This is a genomic window from Synechococcus sp. ROS8604 (genome assembly GCF_014279655.1).
Lineage (GTDB): Bacteria > Cyanobacteriota > Cyanobacteriia > PCC-6307 > Cyanobiaceae > Synechococcus_C.
The window spans coordinates 828,927-846,047 of the sequence record NZ_CP047946.1; the positions used below are offsets into that span (position 1 = coordinate 828,927).

Here is a 17,121-nt window from a genome sequence, read left to right on the forward strand (position 1 = left end):
GAAGATGCAACGCATGAGCGATCAAACTCCGTTCCCTCCGTCAGATCTCGACGGTTTTCTTGCCCTCTGCGTGGGCCGTTGGATGAGCTTGCGTAGCCGCTTTCTGATCAATGCATCCGAGCAGGAATGGCATAGCAGCGAACGGGGCGAGGTTGAGGTGTCAGCTTCCGTTGCCTCTGGCGTGCCCTGTTTGGACGTGACTCCCGCCGAGGGTGGCAAGAGCACCCTCGCGTTTCAAGCCGATGGGTGTCTTGCGATCGAGGCAGGCGGCACCGAGCAGACCGGGCGTTGGCAGCTGCTTCCTGATGCCAGCCTCGAGCTCCGCGTCCAAGCCAAGAATGGCGATCAGGTGCTGGAGCGTATTTGGTTCACCAAACCCAATTTGCGCCTGCGCAGCACCACGGCGGTTGGTGAGGATGGCCAGCCCAGGCAGGGCAGTTTCTGCTCGGAGATCAGGCGCGTCAGTCGTCCGCAGAACTGAGATCTGATGGCTTCCTATCGCCTCGATGTGATCAGCTTGGCGCCGCAGGCCTTTGCGCCATTGCTGGAGGTTGGGGTGATCGGTCGTGCCTTTGGGGCAGGTATTGCTGAGCTGTACCTTCACAATCCTCGCGACTACGCCATCGACCGTTACCGCAAGGTGGACGATCTGCCTTACGGGGGTGGGGCCGGCATGGTTCTGAAGCCGGAACCGGTGTTTGCCGCTTATGAGGCGGTGCCGGTTTGTCCACGCCGGCGAGTGCTGTTGATGTCGCCCCAGGGGCAACCCTTGCGTCAGGTGGATTTACAGCGCTGGTCGAAGGAGTACGACCAATTGGTGTTTCTGTGCGGCCACTACGAAGGCTTTGATGAACGCATCCGCTCTCTGGCTGATGAGGAAGTATCGATGGGGGATTTCGTGCTCACGGGCGGTGAACTTCCAGCGATGACAATCATTAATGGGGTGGTGCGCTTGCTGCCAGGCACGGTGGGCACGCCGGAATCCTTAGTGGAAGAAAGCCATAGCGATCTGTTGCTTGAGCATTCGCACTACACGCGCCCGGCGGATTTCCGCGGCATGACCGTGCCCGATGTATTGCGCAGCGGTGATCATGGAGCTGTGGCCCTTTGGCGTCAGCAGCAGCGTGAGCAGCGCACCCAGGAACGCCGGCCAGATCTATGGAAGCGTTGGCAGCAGATCCAAAATCCACCTGCGAAACCTTAGTGTTCTGGATCAGAAAAAATCTCTGCAGATGTGGATGCTGAGGTTTTGCAGGTTGAATTCATGTCATTCCATTCTTGTTGAAAAGATTGAATGCAATGAAGGGATGTAGGCCTTCAAGGCTAAAAATATAATTTGTAGGTTTTAACGCTTAAGGGTTTAGTCTTTATCCTCATTTTTACCATATTGATCTAGCTTTATAATCATTGTTGGATTCAGGTTTCTGATGCGTCAGTTGATTGCTGCGCTTGTGTTGATGTCATCGGTTGGTGCACCGGCCGCGCTTGCCCAACGCGAAATTCCTAAAGCCGAAGGACACGATCAATGCCCACTCGGCTACGTCAATACGTTGGGTAGTACCTGCGTGTCTCCGATTTATTACGAGGTGGCTCCAACCTATGGAAAAGCCTGTCTGTCTGGCTGGATGAATATCGGTGCTGGCTACTGCAGGAAAAAGAAAGGGCCCCTAGGGATTTTTTGATGAAGGCCCCTGAAATCTTCGGGTTCAAGCGTGTAGGGATGCTTGAAGTCAGCAAGCCAGACCATGGGCACGTCATTCCTAATTTCGGTGGTTTTCGCTGTGAAGGCAATGCGCCTTTACACCGATGGCAAGGGGGCGCTGCTGGCACAAACTATGGACATCGAGATCGGAGGCGCTTTTGACAGACGACACTCCACCTGAGTTATCAGCAGAAGCAAGCTGACTTCAGGTCCCTGCTCCAACAGTCTCAACAAGACGTGGGTTGTTCCTTTGGTAGGCAATGCCTTGCGCGCCACGCCAATCGATGCTCCAACTGCACCGTCTTAGGTGCCCTACGGAGAAAACGACCCCACACCTAGAGCCCCGGCCCCAGGTGATCCTGCAGACAGTCGCTTCGCACCAATCTTTCAGTTCACTGTTTTCGATACGAGGTTCAGACTTCAGCGATACAGGTTCACTGATTAATGGTTTGCGATATGCATAAACGAGCGAGTTAGGCCGTCTCTTCCATCCGGGAGGGGCGGCCTCTCTTTATGGGCTTGCAACTGGTCAAGGCGAGAACGTCGCTGCACAGCTACGGCAGAAGCGGATGGAAAAGCGCGATGCAATCAAAGAGCTAGAAGTCTGCTGGAAGCAGGTAATCAGACACGCTGTGATGAAGCTATCCGCAGATCAGATACGGAAGCTCTACCCCGCAGTCAGCACCCATTGCGACGAACTGCAAGAGCAGGTGGATTGGATCAGCCAGCACTAGACAGCAGCTGGACCACGCAAACGAGCCAAACTGCACCCATTGGCAGCAACAGCCTGATTACGCCCGATACAAGGAAAAGCTCAACGGTGAAGGCTGGCTGGTCAACAGGCAAGAAGGGATGCTCTTGCAGATCAAGCCCGATACAGCAACGCAACATGCGCAGTTTTTTTTGGTGAGCTACTGGCGCTTGTCAGCACGGCTTGGAAAACCCGTTAGGCAGCAAAGGATGCTCAGACAGCTCGGCATCAAGGTGTGGATCAACCTGCAGAAGATCGGTTGGCAACGCTGCACACCGCCTAACTGACTTCTTGCAAAGCTGAAACTGCATACCGCAGCTCGCAATAGCAGCACAAGCAAGGCATCGTCACGGCATCTAATCAACGCTCCATGCAGCATCGTCTCTCTTTGGGGCTGTTGGCTTCTGCCATCTCTGTTGCTTCCCTGCCTGCCATTGCTCAAGAGGACGGCAGTGCTGATGATCTTGGTGTGATGAGCATCAGTCTTAATGACGTGGTCAAACCAACCCTTGGTTTTCAAGGGGCATTGCAGGGCGCAGGCACACCAAACCAAGCAGGTATAGGCGGGTTCTTGCCTCTCTCTGCTGGAGACAACAGCGTCTGGTTCGTTGATGTCCTCGCTAACGCTAATTTCGCTGATTACGAGAGCTACAGCAGCATTGGACAAACGACCGTTGCTGGCACCACCATCTCGACCTCAACGCGCTTCGGCTACCGCTGGCTGAATGGTGACCGCTCTTGGATGTATGGCATCAATGCTGGCTATGACAGCAGACCGATGTCAACAGGTGCAACAACCAATGGCATCGAAGTCTTTAATTCACAAACACCGTTCTTTCAGCAGGTTGCTGTGAATGCAGAACTACAAAGCAACCAATGGGGTGCGAATGTCTATGGATTAATACCGGTTGGGGAATATGGCTATGGCTCAGACAATGTCGCGTTGATTAATAGTAGCTTTGGAGCAGAGCCGTTAACAACTGTCGGTCTTGATGTTAATTACAACATAAGCAATTCATTGTCTTTATTGGCAGGTTATTACTACCAAACATGTGAGAAAGAGCCAGAAGTATTTGAAAACTATGCTGAAGGATCTGGTGTTAAAGCACGGCTATAATATGACATCAGCAATCAACTACAGGCTGGTGTTGGTTATTCCTATGACGAAAATTTTGAATCCAGGGTGACTGCTGATTTGAAATTACGTTTTGGTGGACCCAAAACAACAGCAATGAGTAAAGAAGTTCAACAACAACCTGTGATTAAGGCTTTAACCGCAACGCCAAGCAACCGAGACGTAAGGGCGGGGAATTCGTTTATATATCTTAACGTTATTCGAATAGGCGAACAAGTTGAGTTTAGAGACAACTTTGGAGATAGGGACAATTGCGGCCCAAACTTCTTGATCCCGTTTGGGGTAACGACATGCCAAGCACAATAGTAGAAATCCTGTCAAGCACAACCGCATTACCTATGGCATTATCTGGCGCTTTCAACCCTTTATTCACGCCTAAATGCCATCCAATACCTGGCACTAATTAATACTTAGTTGAACCACTAGCGGCTTAACTACTGAACCAGTGCTATAACAGCTCCATTAGCTCCATTGGCACTTTTCCCATTTTAGAAGAGCAATTCAAAGCGTTCCTCGAAAAGGTTCAGAGCGACACCAGCCTTCAGGAGAAGCTCAAAGCAGCTGCTGATGCCAATGCTGTTGTTGACATTGTCAAGGAAGCAGGTTTCAGTATTTCTGCTGATGGCTTGAAGAACGCTCAATCAGCGATGACAGAACTTTCAGACGAAGAACTGGATGGCGTGGCTGGTGGAAATAGAATTCGGGCTTTAAATATCATAAGTCTGGACAAATAGTCATATTAAAAAATCCAACATCCCGATGGCGTCGGTAGTGTGATTCGGCGCCTAGGCTCTCATGATTGCAGGGCTTTTTTATTTCTTCAATAAGCCAACTGGTCAAATAAATCAGTTACTAATACCAGGCAGTAATCAAAGCTTTGCATCGCAGAAAGCGGCATAGCTACCAAAGTAGTGTTAGCAGTTACTGAAGTAATGTTAAAATGTTATTAATATTGTATCAACACTTGCCCACGCAGTAAAAAGAGCTACTCAAAACCTTCGAGGAAGCCATCAAAGCTGATACAGCTTTGCAAGAAAAACTCAAAGCTGCAGATGTTCCCAAAGGGAATACTACTTGGGCTGAATAGAAGGAAATGTCAATGGAATATTTAATTTAGGGAAGGCGTTGACTCTTTCCAGGTAATATACAAGTAGTGTAACATCACCATTGGCACGTCTTCCTAATTGAGAAAGTCTCAATGTTTTGCTGTCTATAAAATGAACATATCCTGAACCTCTCGTTCCTGGGGTCTGGCTTGCATAAGGAGCACGACGATCATCGGCTGATTTAGCCTCTTGGTAAGAAAGAATTTTCGGCGTAACTGAAGAAGCTAATGCATATTCTTTTACCCGAATTTTTGACTCTGGGTTCCACCATTCGAAACCAATCTTCCAACCACCTTTCTTGCCTACTTTGTCGAGACTCATGCAAGTATTACCGCTTGAAACGTAGTTCACATTTCCAAGATAGTTGATACTTGCAAGGGAGTTAGCTTTATCAAAAGTGCACCATTTACTTCCATCTAACTGCTCTGAAATATTTACTTGAGACAAAGCTTGATTAGGCCAAGCAGCTGCGATTAAAGCTGCTGAGATCAAAAGCCTGTTCATTAGGAGCTTAAATGATTTAACGGAACCATAGCTCAAGACACATGCCCGGGAAAGCTGTAATGAGCACTCCGGCTATCCCGCCAGAGCGCTCCCGACAACCGCCACTGTGGTGATCAGCCCCCCGCCAATCCGCAGCGCCCAAGGCCGTTCACCCAAGATGGCTTTCACCCCAAGGCGATGTTGCTGAATCACGGCTCCCATCACTTGCAACGGATGCAGTAATTAGCGCAGATTGCAAAGAAGTCTGGTTAAGGCGGCACGCTGAGATCACTAGACAATCGACAGCAACAACGTTTGATCAATTGGTGATGAGGCTGGACATTGTTCGACCCCAATGCCAGGTACCCAAGGCAGCAAAGTTATAGAGCAGCGAAACTAACAACATGGCTGGCATAACATCAATGGCTTGTCCAATACCTCCTATGAAGAGGCTGCCAAAGATTACGCCAATCGCCAGAGAACGACTTAAGATTTTTTTACAGAGCGAGAGCTCGCCATGTTGTTTAAGGGAATCGGTTAGATCTAATTCTATGCGGCTGATCGCAGCGCCTAGGGGAACAAAAACGATGACATCAAGTCAGAGTGGAACGTGTGGTAAAAACGCAATAAAAATCAGCGTAGAACATACAAAATAGAGAGTGACTCGAACTAGCCTAGGGAGAAGTCTGTTTGTGAATATTCGGCCAAGCATGAAAGCACCAACTACGAGGGAATAATCAATTGATGAACCCTTTTTGATACTGATCACCCATAATTGTACTAGAGCAGAAAGCGTGCCAAAGCAGAAGCCTTGCAGTAAGCACCAGCAGTCGATTGGAGGTGCTCGTTTATTCGCTTCAGTTTTTATTGAGAATTGTTCAATTGATTTCTGCATAAGGCTTTTATTCAGCAAAGTCGGTGCAAGTGCCAGCAGAGTTGCGGGCGGCAATCACTTGAAGTAGGGATAGGTAATTCCAGCGGCAATGGTGCCAATTGAGCTCCCAATATCTGAACTTTGCTGGAGAAACCGATTGGTTATATTGTTGCCTTTCAATACAATCTCTGTTATGGGTAATAGGCTGATAGTGGTACCATAAAAGGCCAGTAGAGAGACCCCAAGTTTTAATACAATGAGCAACCGGTTTGGCAGTAGATTAAAATAAAGGAAAACAACAAGCAACTCTAGAAGTATCGTGGCAAAAAAAATTTATTGATACCTTTGTTTGATCTCTGAAGTGGCAGAAAAGCTGGAAAATATTGGGCTGCGAACAACAAGCTATTAATGACTGGTGATAAAGATACTTCAGCCAGTAACCAGGCTGAAGTGATTACCACCGCCCTTCTTGAAGCCATCCAGCTTGCCCAGGTCAACACTTTTTGAGAGTTCAATTCACAGACTCAATCGATACTTTTTATTCTGTTCCTTTTGATGGAATTGTCAGCTGCAGTGCAGCCTTTTGGCTATGATGATTAGAAACTTTTCAGTTAGCTTAAAATGGGTTGCAGGCCCTTGCTCAGTCTTCGATCTTGTGGTTACCTTCGCGCTTGATGTTCTTTTTTTCATCTCGGGCTTGCTGACGTCGCGCTTATCCACGAGGTTCTTGGCGGAAGTACCGCCCTGGATATACGCGAGGATGAGCTTCACCTCCGCTTTGGTGTCGTCGGTGATCAGGCGAGGAGCATTCACGCAATAGACGTACTCGGCAGTGTTGTAGATCGTTTCGCGCATAGCGCAGACTCCCCTACACCATCAATTTCACGATCAGCCTCGCTTCTTCTTGCAGGCACTCGATGTAAGCCAGTTCAGGCTGGTATCCCGCTTCGTCCAGCGTCTCGAAGCCTTCTTTTACAAGCTCGGAGATGCGGCCACAGATCACGGGCTGTTCGCCGAAGAGGTCGGTTTCGGTCTCTTCCTTGAGGTTAGTTTCAAGGATCCCGGCGCGGGTGCCGCTTGTTAAATAGTGATCGCTTTTGGATGTACGAGCTGAATGCTTGCTATGACAGCAGTCCGATGAATAGTGGTGGTAGGGAAATAAGTATTCCTACATACGGAACGGAGCAGAGTGCTTTATTAAAATAGGTGGCAGTCAATGCAGAAAATAGTTCCAATAGCTGGGACTTCAATGCTTATGCCTTAGTTCCTGTTGGTGATACAGAGCAACAGCTGAATAGCGTTTATCAAGGCGGCGCGCTTGATACCTACGGGCTTGATGTTGGTTATTTCATCACTCCAGTGGTGAATGCTTCTGTTGGTTATTACTACCAAAGCGGTGACCTAGGAGAAGCAGATGGTTCTGGCGTGCTCGGACGCTTGGCTTATGAAATGACCAGTGGCGTCACAGCAGGAGTGAATATCTCCTACGACGAGGCATTCGATACAAGAGTTTCAGCTGATCTTAAAGTTCGTTTTGGTGGTGCAAGTACAACAGCGCAGCGACAGTTACAACAACAGCCTGTGATAAATGCCTTAACATCAACACCAAGCAAAAATCGAGACGAATGGAGATGATGTGAGAGTACGCGAAGATGTCGGAGACGACTTATAAACCCTGGATGCAACTTATCACTCAACGCCTCTGCGACCACAGGGGCTTTTTATTTCTTCAACCAACACCATAAACCCTTAAATCAGCCTCCAATACCTGGCACCATTGGAATTCAGAAAGCTGCCTTGATGGCTTATTTGGCAGGAGCCAATAAGAATTATTTTGCGTATTCATGACAAATATACCTCGACTAATTTGCTCTAACTCTATCTATATTCCCTAGTCTAATCACCACAGCTTGAGGATTTGATCGCCATCACGGATGCCATTTGCTCGTCTAAATCTCACCGCAACTTGATGCCAGTCTTCTGGCATTTGATTGAGCCGACAATCAAACGCAAACGGTAGTTGCTGCTGCCCTGGTGAGACCCGGTTCTTCCTGCTTTGACTGCTTCTGCCTTTTTCAACCAGTCGTTTCAGCATGCTTGAGCCCCAATGGCACTTAGGTGTTCCTTTGGCGTGATGGCGATACTTCTGGCAGAACCGTGCATATCGCCTGGAACAGCCTTTCAGGCTTGAAGCCAGTTGCAGAAAGCTGGGGTGCCACTCACTGATGCCATCACATTCCAATCTTCCGTAATGCCCATAATTGGAATAGGGGTCATAAAACCCTTTCCTGATTCTTGCTGCCTTTGGATTGGCGTGGATATACCGCAACGTATTCAGCACTCGCCTGTGGTCTCTAGGCGCAATCGCAATGGCGTAATACCTTGCCTCCCAAAAATGCCCGCAACGTCCAGAAAGACGATTCAGTGCCATCGCTGAGTACCAGCCAACCCAATGCATCAGCTTTGGCAGCTGTGATGCATCATTAGGACGCAGAAGCAGATGCAGGTGATTAGCCATCAGGCACACCGCATACAAGCGATGAGGTACTTTCTGCTTTGCCTTAGCGAGCACAGCAAGAAGCACATCCCTTCTCAAGCCCTTGGCAATCAAGAACTGACGGCTATTGCACCTGAGTGTGATGTGAAAGGAATGACCTGCTGGAAGCTTGCGTTGCGTACGTCCCATTCCATAAACGAACAGGTTCGCTGATTGTGGCTATCAATCTCCCGACTGAATATTCACTAGCCCCGCTACGAGCGGGGTTTGTTATTGCAACGGGGAATGCTTGGCGCTGGCTCTACTGCAGGAGCTACTGATGGCACTAAGGGCAAATGACGTTGATGGAACCAAAGATTGGCTGGCATTGGGCGTAAGGCTCTACCTCGTTAGGGGAATTGTTCATTGATTTGTTCTGTGCAGTTGGCGGTGCGAGTGGAGAGAATGGTTTGATCGACAACGTTGCGTTTTTGGAGTTGGTGATGTCTGGTCTTACATCACCTCAATCCTCCTCTTTGGGACGTTCAACGGGCAGTCTCAACATCACCTCAGCACTGGTTGTATCGGTTAACAGATGAGTAACGGCACCCCACAAACCCCAGTGACCAAAACCTCCTTTCGTATTGGCAACGGCTATGACATCCACCGTTTGGTGCCGGGCAGGCCTCTCATCCTTGGTGGTCAGCAGCTGGAGCATCCAGCAGGGCTAGGTCTTGATGGTCACAGCGATGCGGATGTGTTGGTGCACGCGATCATGGATGCTCTGTTGGGGGCGTTGTCTTTGGGGGACATCGGCAAATACTTTCCTCCCGACGACCCTCAATGGAAAGGTGCCGACAGCCTCGTGCTCTTGGAGCAGGTTGTCGCTTTGGTGAAGGCGCGTGGCTGGGGCGTGGTCAATGTGGATGCGGTGTTGATCGCCGAGCGGCCCAAGCTCAAGCCCCACATTGAGGAGATGCGATCGGCCATTGCCCTCAGGATTGGGATTGCTCCAGACCAGGTGGGTGTGAAAGCCACGACAAACGAACAGTTGGGCCCTGAAGGCCGGGAAGAGGGAATCTCATGTCAGGCCGTGGCCCTTTTGCAGTCGTTTTGATGCCAAGCCTTATGCAGCGATTCCAGCCGTTCATGATTAGGGTCATCAACCTGATATGCGTTTTTTTGGTGCTTGTGGGTCAAACGGCGAATGTGCGGTTTGCTGCGTTTGCGGATCCAGAGGGTGGTTACGACGTTGCGGTGATTGAGCACCTGCGCATTTCTGTTCCCTCCCATGGGCGCGAGGCTTGGCTGGAAGCCGAACGTGGCAGCTGGGAGCCTTGGTTGGCGCAACAGACGGGATTTCTCGGTCGTGATCTGCTTTGGGACCCTGAAACGGAAGAGGGCACCCTTTTGATTCGCTGGTCGAGTCGGCAGGCTTGGAAGGCCATCTCCAGCGGTCAGGTGGAAGAGGTTCAGGCTCGTTTTGAGCAGCTCGCGCGCGACGCCATGGCGCTGCCTCAGGCGATGGATAATCCCTTCCCTCTGGTCTTTGAGGGAGAGCTGTTGCCCCCATGAGCAGCGCTGACGTCCGTCTCGACTGGCAACGGAGCGATCGGCTTGGTATCAGCGAAGCGATCTGGGGTCTGCACAAAACGGTGGACCAGATCGTAGCCATTCTTGAAGCCTTTGTGGCCAGGGATCAGCCAGCACTGGTGACGCGAGTGGATGAGGCCAAGGCCGAGGCGGTTCTCAAGCGCTGCAACACAACGCTTGTCCGTTTTGAGGCCCGGGCCCGATGTTTAACGTCGGGGACTCCTCCGTCGTTGCGACCGGAGCTTGGGACAGTGACGGTGCTCAGTGGCGGCACCAGCGATCTCCCGGTCGCTGCAGAAGCGCAACTGGCCTTGAAGTGGCATGGCATTCAGTCAGAGCTGTTGCTGGATGTTGGAGTTGCTGGCTTGCATCGGCTCTTGGATCAACTCCCGAAACTTCAGCAGTCGTCGGTTTTGATTGCTTGCGCTGGTATGGAAGGAGCCTTGCCCACCGTGCTTGCGGGCCTGTTGCCCCAACCGGTGATCGGCGTTCCCGTGTCGGTGGGCTATGGCGTGAGTGCGGGGGGCCGGGCCGCTCTCGATGGAATGCTTGCGAGCTGTGCTCCAGGTCTTGCGGTGGTCAATATCGATAACGGTTACGGAGCTGCTATGGCGGCGTTGCGAATTTTGCAACGACGGGTCTGATCTAGATCAACTACTTCTGCGCGGGACAACGGTTTAGGGCTGTTGCTTGTGTTTATGCCCTAAGCGTGAAAGCTCATCACTGTGCTGGTCGCATTCCACATTGCGGAGGTGGCAAACCAATTCGATCAGGTCGCCTTGATCGAGCTCACCGTTGGTCTGCCACTGCATGGCCCTGGGATCTAAGCGTGGTGCAGTGGAGGTCAAGGCTCAACAAGGTAAGTAGTGATTTAAACCTATTGAGTTGAAACCCTGACCGCTTGTTTGATGTCGCGAAATGGGCGGAAGATTTTCTTAAATCAGACCTTAGAGGTGCTGAAGGTTTGGATAGGCCATCACCAGCTCATCGGCGCTGAGAACGTCGCCGCTTCCATCCGGTTGCCAAATCACCTCAAGAGCCATCAGGTCTGAGGAGGATGTGGAGCCAAGGATGCGCAGCGTTTCGCGCAGGTCTTCACCGCTATTGGCTTGCTTGAGCTTCACGCTTTGGCGGCTTGCTACGAGCACCGTCACCACGATGAATTCGTTGGTGGCATCGGCATCACCGCTGTTGCTCAATTCCGCGGCATTGCCATTGCGCACCCCGCCCACATTGGTGGTGATTTCAGCGCGCAACTTGCTGCGTTCGGTCATCGACAAACGGTTGAATGTCGACTCTGAAGCGTTGAAGGGAACGCTGCCCGATTCCACGTTGGCGTACACCCAGAGCTCGGGCTGGCGCAGGAGGGCGAGGGTTGTTTCCTGCAGCACCCGTTGCAGACCAGAGGAGGTGCTGGTGTCCGAGGATGCGGCGAGCTGACGCAGGTCGGTTTGCAGAGCTTTGGCACTGGCGAGCAGTCCGATCTGCATTTGCAGCATCGACACGGGTCCGGTGGACAGCTCCCGGGGGGCTCGATAACCCCCTCCGATCGCAGGGCCGCCTCCACCACCGCTGTTGCGCACGGCATTCACCAACACACCCACGATCGCCGCCAGCACTAAGAAGCCAAACAGGCCGCCGCCGCCAAATCCAAAGATCGGGATGATGAACGGAAAGCCCATCCCACCCCCATAGCCGCGACCATATCCACCGCCTCCGTAGCTGCGGCTATATCCCCCGCTTCTGGGCATGGACGGGGCGCGGAAGCTGCCACCCCCGATCCGACCACCGCGGGCGGCTTCGCTGGGTTGGGGATGAAGGACTAAAAGGCCAACAACCAGGACTGGCACCAGCAATCCCGAGAGCCAGCGTCTGATTTGACCAACCTGGGGGCGGAGTTTGGAGGAGGCCAAGACGGCATATCGCACTCCGGTAACTCTAGGAACCACCGCCCACGATGGTGACGATCTCGAGGTTGTCACCGTCTTGGACCTGCTGAGCTTCCCAGCGTTCCGGCGTCAGGATCAAGCCGTTGTATTCCACAACAACCAGCCGTGGGTGATGACCCAGCTGCTGGATCACTTGATCCAGACTTGCGGCGGATGGATCCAGGCTGTGCCGTTCGCCGTTCACCGTGAATTGCATGGCACCAAAGCAAGGGGGGTTACGTGAGGGTTTGGAGCAGGGTCCGGCTGGCTGCTTCCGGATCATTGGAGCCCATGATCGCGCTCACAACAGCGACGCGCTCCGCGCCAGCAGCGCGAACCGAGCGGATCGTTTCAGCATCGATGCCACCGATGGCAAACCAGGGCACGGTTGCGTGACGACTGGCTTCCGTCACCCAGCTCAGGCCTGCTGGGCTGCGATCGCGTTTGGTCTGGGTGGCAAACACGGGGCCAACGCCGAGATAATCAGCGCCCTCTTCTTGGGCCGTGAGCAGGTGCTCGAGGCGGTGGGTGCTGCGTCCCAGCAAGCGCTCTGGGCCGAGCAGCTGTCTCGCTTCTGAGAGGGGGAGGTCGTCCTGGCCGAGATGGACGCCATCGGCATCCACCAAAAGCGCCAGATCGATGCGGTCATTGATGATGAGCAGGGCATCAAAGCGCCTGCAAAGGGCTTTGAGGGCTTGCGCTTCCCGCAGGCGTTGTTGGTCATGGCCCTGTTTGCGGCGGTACTGAACCAGGCTGACGCCGGCCAGCAGAGCGGCTTCAACTCCCTGCAGCAACCGCTCAAGATCGTTGTCTCGATCGGGATCCGTAATCAGGCAAAGCTTGGCGGCCTCGAGGCGTTCCTGCCTGTGTTGACGCCCGCAGGCTTCGAGAATGCGCACCTCGAGGTCATAGAGCCCGTAGCGGATCTCGGCGGCGGTGCTGGCCAGGTCTGGATCGAGATTGCGAGCAAATTCTTCCAACACGCGTAGGGCTTCCTGCACCCGGCTGGCATTGGCTTTGACAATCGCTGGGGCAGAGCAACGACTCGCTTGAGCGGGATGGCCTAGGCCGGCGGCAACGTCTGTGGCGCTGGAGCGGGCCCGGCGGTAACGATCGTGATGCTGTTGCCCGAGGCGCTGCCTCCAGTCTTTCAGCGGCACGACGAGATCGTCCCGATCGAGTCCAAAGCGGCACCAGTCTTCAATGACACGCAGCCCTTCCCGTGCTCGATCGAGGTTGGCATCGATTAGCCGCGCCACTCGCAGGTTGGCGTCTGCTTCGACAACCATCGGCTCCATGGCAGTCTGTGAAGGATCGCATGCTCCCCGGCGGCCATGGACAACAGCGGATCCGAGAGCACCATGCACGTGTTGGTTTGGGGAATCATCCTCCTGGGCGGCATTGGTGTGTTCATCGTCTGGGGACTCTCGAATGCTTACCCCGCCGGGGCCTGAAGCCGTTGACGGGCTGCTTCGGCGTCCTGACCGATTTGTGCACTGAGCTCCTCGAGGCCTGAAAAGCGTTGCTGTCCGCGCAGCCGTTCCACCGGCTCCACGACCAGCTCCTGGCCCATCAGTTCGATGCGCCTATCGAGCAGGTGCACCTCAACGGCGGAAGGCGAGTTGGGGTCCACCGTGGGCTGGGGGCCGAGATTCATGACGGCCGGCAAGGCTTCGCTTTTTCCTTCGCCCTTTCCTTCGCCATCACGCTGTGTCCAGGCGCGGGCGGCATAGACGCCAAGACCTGGCAGAAATTTGCGCCCATCCACTTGCAGATTGGCGGTGGGCCAGCCCAAATCGCGACCCAAGCCGCGACCGCGCACCACCGTTCCCCGGAAGCGGTAGGGACGGCCGAGCAGTTCGCTGGCGCTTTGGAGGTCGCCATTCGAGAGCGCTGCGCGAATGCGGCTGCTGCTCATCCGTCCGCCGGCATCCTCCAAAATCGGCAACACCGACACCTGCACCCCAGCGGCTTCCGCTAGGGCCCGCAAGGTGTTGGTGTCGCCTTCCCGGCCCCGACCAAATCGGAAGTTGGCTCCCACGGCGATTTGGCGCGCCTTGAGGCAACCGAGCAGCACCTGCTCGACAAACTCGGCGGCGCTGAGCTGGGCCAGTTGGCGATTGAAGGGCACCAAGACCAGCTGCTGGATGCCGAGGGGCTCGAGGAGCTCGAGCTTTTCCTCGGGGAGATCGAGGCGCAGGCGGGGTTCACCATGCAGCACTTCGCGTGGATGGGGCCAGAAGCTCACCACCGTGGGAATGGCCTCAAGGTGATCCGTTTCGGTCACAGACGCGATCACCCGCCGATGGCCCGCATGCAGGCCATCGAAGCTCCCCAACGCCAGGGTGGTGGGGGTTTTGGCCTGCTGTGGGGAGCAGAGAGGAATCAACGGCGTTGTGCACGGATCTGTGGTTAATGGCAAGTTTGGACGACAGACCTCCTACATCGCATGGCCGATCGGCTCGATCTCCAACTGCTTGCCCTTGGCTTGCGCCGTTCCGCCTGGATCCGCTTTTGGACCCAAACCGGGCTTGGGATTGTGATTTTGGGAGTGTTGACGTTCAACAACATCGGCGGAAGTTTGAGCAGAAACGCCGATAAAGCCTTGGGATTGGGTCCGGGGCTGTCGCTGACCACGCTGTCGTTTTTGGTGTTGCTGTTCAGCCTTTGGCAGGGCTGGTTAGTGGTGCGGCTCGGTCGCGCTCTTGATAGTGGTGCGCGACCAAGTCGGGGGGAGGCGAGCCGCACGATCAAGCGCAGTTTGTTGGCGGATCTGTTGGGCTTGGTGCTCGCGGCTGTGGGGTATCAATCCCTCGCCGGGGCCTTGTTTGTGCAGGCGTCGCAGCAGACGCCAGGCATTGCCATTGGTGCCAGAGGGGCGAGTGAAAACATGGCGATCACCTCCCTGGAAATGCTCTCGGTGCTGAGCAACACGCAGGTGTTATTTGCCCACGTGATTGGCTTGATTTTTTCGCTGTGGATGCTGCAGAGGATTTATCGTACGTCTTGATAATTCATAAGGGATTGTCTCTGAAATCAAAACTATCAGCTTGCAGTTTTTAGGTATAATAATAGAGATCCCTGGCGTCATTTGATAAAAGGTTGGCAACATTTATGATGGTACGATTTGAATCCATCAATGACGGCATTTTTGTTGTAACTCAATCAATTTGGGCTTGTACATTGTGCAATAATAGTGATTTCTTGTTGACAATGAATAGATTCTTTTTGGGGAGAGTATATCGATTTTGCTGATTAGCCCTGCAGCTGGTACCTCCTAATTCGCCGCGCTTGTGTTTGGAGTAATGTTTCTCGCGTCTTAGTAAGAAAATTTGTGGCTGCCCGCTAATGAATCACTGAAGAATTGGTATATTTGTTGGATAGATTTAGTATATACTGGAGCATCAACCAATAATAAGAATCGACCAATCAATTTTTTTAGAAGCTAGCAGTACTTTTAAGCTACTAGTAATAGCCTTTTTAAGCTAAGTTGGAATACTGCCAAAAACTTGAGACGGCAGACGTAGCATGTTCCATTAGACCCTAATTGTAAGTTGTTGCGCGTTTAAAACTTTTATATTTGTAAAATCATCTCTCTAAATAATTTAAATCTATGGCCTGTACAGGCTTATCTATTTGCTGTTAGATATCGTATGAACGCAATCTTCAACGAAATTTTAAAAACGTTGATAAGACCAAAGCAGGAGTTAAAGGATTCCGTAAATATAAATAATCAAATGTTGGCTTTTGTTAGCTCTAAGAATAATATCTTTCGTGTTTTTGTCCAAGGCCAATAAGGAGCTCCTAAGTCGTCTTTGAGATAGCGAAGGGTTGAAGGTTCAATGTCACAATCGTAATTTTTCGCAAGAAGGCAAATTTCTTTAAAATTTTGACATATTTTTACTTTTCGTTGTATTGATGGTGATGTTGATATTAATTCGGTAAATGTACTTAAATTTTGAACCTGGCTTGATTCTAACATTGAATAAGGTATTCTGTTGTATATAATAAACTTATTTTTTCAATGGACTGTGAGACGTTTGTGTGAAGCTTGTGAGAATCCCCTGAGTGCTTCTGCCCGGCTGTTTGTAAAATAAATATTTCCTAGCAAGGAAAGCGGTTTGATCGAAAAGATCTCATAGGTAATTGAGGAGGCTGTTGAAAACTCATCCTGTCAATACTGGTTTAAGTGATGGTAAATTGTGAACTGTGGTTATGTGTGGCAAATAGGGGGGATTCCTGATTTTCCTGACCATGGCCACTAGCAACGTAGAGTATCCTGCGTGACAAGTTTCTATGTGAGGTGGAGGCGTAGTCACGTGGTGGGCGCTCCTCGATTTGATTGAGCCCCACCGCTTCAAAACGAGTAAGAAAACAGCCTGCCACCACTACCATTCGCATTAATGATGAGTACTCACTTTCTGCAAAAGTGTTATTCGCTCAGTGATCGAGCCGAGGAGGCGGTGTAAGGCGATGCCTGTTACAAGGGCATCGCCTAAACCTCCGAGATGAAAGCCAAGGAAATGGAATTGATGGTCGCGGTGCGACCTTGCAAACGCTGGGATCTACCGGGTATGCCAGAAGGCGGGCTGCTAGATCTGATCGAAACGGCCATAACCAAAATTCGTCCAGGGTTGAGCATCATTTCCAGCTTATCTAGACCCAGTCGAACAGAGGCAATAGCAGCAGTTCGGCTTTCAGAAGACCCGACATGAGCGTTCTGGCCAAATTGGCTACATCCGAACAAGTTTCTGGTGTGCTTAAACTTTTACACACATCCTTATAGCAAGCACAGAGAAGCTAAACGTAACAGCAAAAGTGATCAAAAAAGCCACAGAAGTAATTCAGAGAAAAAACAACTTTTCTTGCTCACAGCTGCTGCTCATCCCCAATTTCTCCAGATTTTCTGAGGCAAATGTATGTCATTTTTGTCTGGAGCGGGTCATTGGCCATGGTGATAGAGGGTAATGATATTTAATTGATAAAATTAATATTTTTTGGGTTGATCGTTGAAGGTTAAAGTTTATTGGTACGTGATGGATTATGGATGATTAGGCTTTAGTTCGTAAAATG

17 protein-coding genes and 2 pseudogenes are annotated in these 17,121 nt (G+C 51.8%); 11 read left to right on the top strand and 8 right to left on the bottom strand.

Annotated features, from left to right (window positions below):
• Positions 1 to 4: 4 nt before the first annotated feature.
• From SynROS8604_RS04400 to SynROS8604_RS04425, 6 genes are all read left to right on the top strand, one after another.
• Positions 5 to 481, top strand: a complete 477-nt coding sequence (locus tag SynROS8604_RS04400) for a phycobiliprotein lyase (RefSeq protein ID WP_186545275.1) — start codon at positions 5 to 7, stop codon at positions 479 to 481.
• Between the two features lie 6 nt (positions 482 to 487).
• Entirely contained in the window at positions 488 to 1,204 is a 717-nt protein-coding gene (gene trmD / locus SynROS8604_RS04405) for a tRNA (guanosine(37)-N1)-methyltransferase TrmD (RefSeq protein WP_186545276.1), read from the top strand.
• A 223-nt stretch (positions 1,205 to 1,427) separates the two neighbouring features.
• Positions 1,428 to 1,682, top strand: coding sequence for a hypothetical protein (locus tag SynROS8604_RS04410; protein WP_186545277.1), 255 nt, complete (start codon positions 1,428 to 1,430; stop codon positions 1,680 to 1,682).
• Positions 1,683 to 2,533: 851 nt separating this feature from the next.
• A complete protein-coding gene (locus SynROS8604_RS04415; protein ID WP_255445281.1) occupies positions 2,534 to 2,740 on the top strand; it encodes a DUF1651 domain-containing protein in 207 nt (68 codons plus the stop codon).
• An 83-nt stretch (positions 2,741 to 2,823) separates the two neighbouring features.
• Complete coding sequence (locus tag SynROS8604_RS04420) at positions 2,824 to 3,570, top strand: carbamoyl-phosphate synthase subunit L (RefSeq protein WP_186545278.1); 747 nt, start codon at positions 2,824 to 2,826, stop codon at positions 3,568 to 3,570.
• 503 nt (positions 3,571 to 4,073) lie between these two features.
• Positions 4,074 to 4,322 (top strand): Nif11-like leader peptide family natural product precursor, encoded by a 249-nt coding sequence (locus SynROS8604_RS04425; protein ID WP_186545801.1) that lies wholly within the window; start codon positions 4,074 to 4,076, stop codon positions 4,320 to 4,322.
• Between the two features lie 336 nt (positions 4,323 to 4,658).
• Here the strand turns inward: SynROS8604_RS04425 and SynROS8604_RS04430 are convergent, their stop codons facing one another.
• A complete protein-coding gene (locus tag SynROS8604_RS04430) occupies positions 4,659 to 5,234 on the bottom strand; it encodes a hypothetical protein (protein ID WP_222930129.1) in 576 nt (191 codons plus the stop codon).
• Between the two features lie 1,498 nt (positions 5,235 to 6,732).
• Positions 6,733 to 7,126: pseudogene (locus SynROS8604_RS04435) on the bottom strand (ketol-acid reductoisomerase); the annotation flags it as partial.
• On the opposite strand from SynROS8604_RS04435, the pseudogene SynROS8604_RS04440 reads away from it, so the two are divergent.
• Positions 7,111 to 7,686 (top strand): annotated as a pseudogene (locus tag SynROS8604_RS04440) (carbamoyl-phosphate synthase); the annotation flags it as partial. The pseudogenes SynROS8604_RS04435 and SynROS8604_RS04440 sit on opposite strands and share 16 nt — an antisense overlap.
• 265 nt (positions 7,687 to 7,951) lie before the next feature.
• On the opposite strand, the gene SynROS8604_RS04445 reads toward SynROS8604_RS04440, so the two are convergent.
• Positions 7,952 to 8,737, bottom strand: a complete 786-nt coding sequence (locus SynROS8604_RS04445; RefSeq protein WP_186545280.1) for a transposase — start codon at positions 8,735 to 8,737, stop codon at positions 7,952 to 7,954.
• Positions 8,738 to 9,122: 385 nt separating this feature from the next.
• Here SynROS8604_RS04445 and ispF point away from each other — a divergent pair, with 385 nt between their 5' ends.
• Genes ispF through larB form a run of 3 tightly spaced genes read left to right on the top strand, consistent with a single transcriptional unit; the run spans position 9,123 to position 10,764 of the window.
• Positions 9,123 to 9,644: a 2-C-methyl-D-erythritol 2,4-cyclodiphosphate synthase gene (gene ispF / locus SynROS8604_RS04450; RefSeq protein ID WP_186545281.1), complete on the top strand. Its 522-nt coding sequence runs from the start codon at positions 9,123 to 9,125 to the stop codon at positions 9,642 to 9,644.
• Positions 9,644 to 10,102, top strand: a complete 459-nt coding sequence (locus tag SynROS8604_RS04455; RefSeq protein WP_186545282.1) for a TIGR03792 family protein — start codon at positions 9,644 to 9,646, stop codon at positions 10,100 to 10,102. The genes ispF and SynROS8604_RS04455 overlap by 1 nt, the downstream gene beginning before the upstream one ends.
• Entirely contained in the window at positions 10,099 to 10,764 is a 666-nt protein-coding gene (gene larB / locus SynROS8604_RS04460; RefSeq protein ID WP_186545283.1) for a nickel pincer cofactor biosynthesis protein LarB, read from the top strand. The genes SynROS8604_RS04455 and larB overlap by 4 nt, the downstream gene beginning before the upstream one ends.
• A gap of 33 nt (positions 10,765 to 10,797) precedes the next feature.
• On the opposite strand, the gene SynROS8604_RS04465 is transcribed toward larB, so the two are convergent.
• The 5 genes from SynROS8604_RS04465 to SynROS8604_RS04485 all read right to left on the bottom strand — a co-directional run bounded on the left by SynROS8604_RS04465 (position 10,798) and on the right by SynROS8604_RS04485 (position 14,437).
• Entirely contained in the window at positions 10,798 to 10,968 is a 171-nt protein-coding gene (locus tag SynROS8604_RS04465) for a hypothetical protein (protein ID WP_186546120.1), read from the bottom strand.
• A gap of 99 nt (positions 10,969 to 11,067) precedes the next feature.
• Complete coding sequence (locus SynROS8604_RS04470) at positions 11,068 to 12,033, bottom strand: DUF1517 domain-containing protein (RefSeq protein WP_186545284.1); 966 nt, start codon at positions 12,031 to 12,033, stop codon at positions 11,068 to 11,070.
• Positions 12,034 to 12,058: 25 nt separating this feature from the next.
• Complete coding sequence (thiS, locus tag SynROS8604_RS04475) at positions 12,059 to 12,265, bottom strand: sulfur carrier protein ThiS (RefSeq protein WP_186545285.1); 207 nt, start codon at positions 12,263 to 12,265, stop codon at positions 12,059 to 12,061.
• Positions 12,266 to 12,284: 19 nt separating this feature from the next.
• A complete protein-coding gene (locus tag SynROS8604_RS04480; RefSeq protein ID WP_186545286.1) occupies positions 12,285 to 13,346 on the bottom strand; it encodes a thiamine phosphate synthase in 1,062 nt (353 codons plus the stop codon).
• A gap of 137 nt (positions 13,347 to 13,483) precedes the next feature.
• On the bottom strand, positions 13,484 to 14,437 hold the full coding sequence (locus tag SynROS8604_RS04485; RefSeq protein ID WP_186545802.1) for a bifunctional riboflavin kinase/FAD synthetase: 954 nt from the start codon (positions 14,435 to 14,437) through the stop codon (positions 13,484 to 13,486).
• 60 nt (positions 14,438 to 14,497) lie between these two features.
• Between SynROS8604_RS04485 and SynROS8604_RS04490 the strand changes: the two genes are divergently transcribed.
• Positions 14,498 to 15,058, top strand: a complete 561-nt coding sequence (locus tag SynROS8604_RS04490; protein WP_115071031.1) for a DUF3611 family protein — start codon at positions 14,498 to 14,500, stop codon at positions 15,056 to 15,058.
• The last annotated feature ends 2,063 nt before the right edge of the window (positions 15,059 to 17,121 follow it).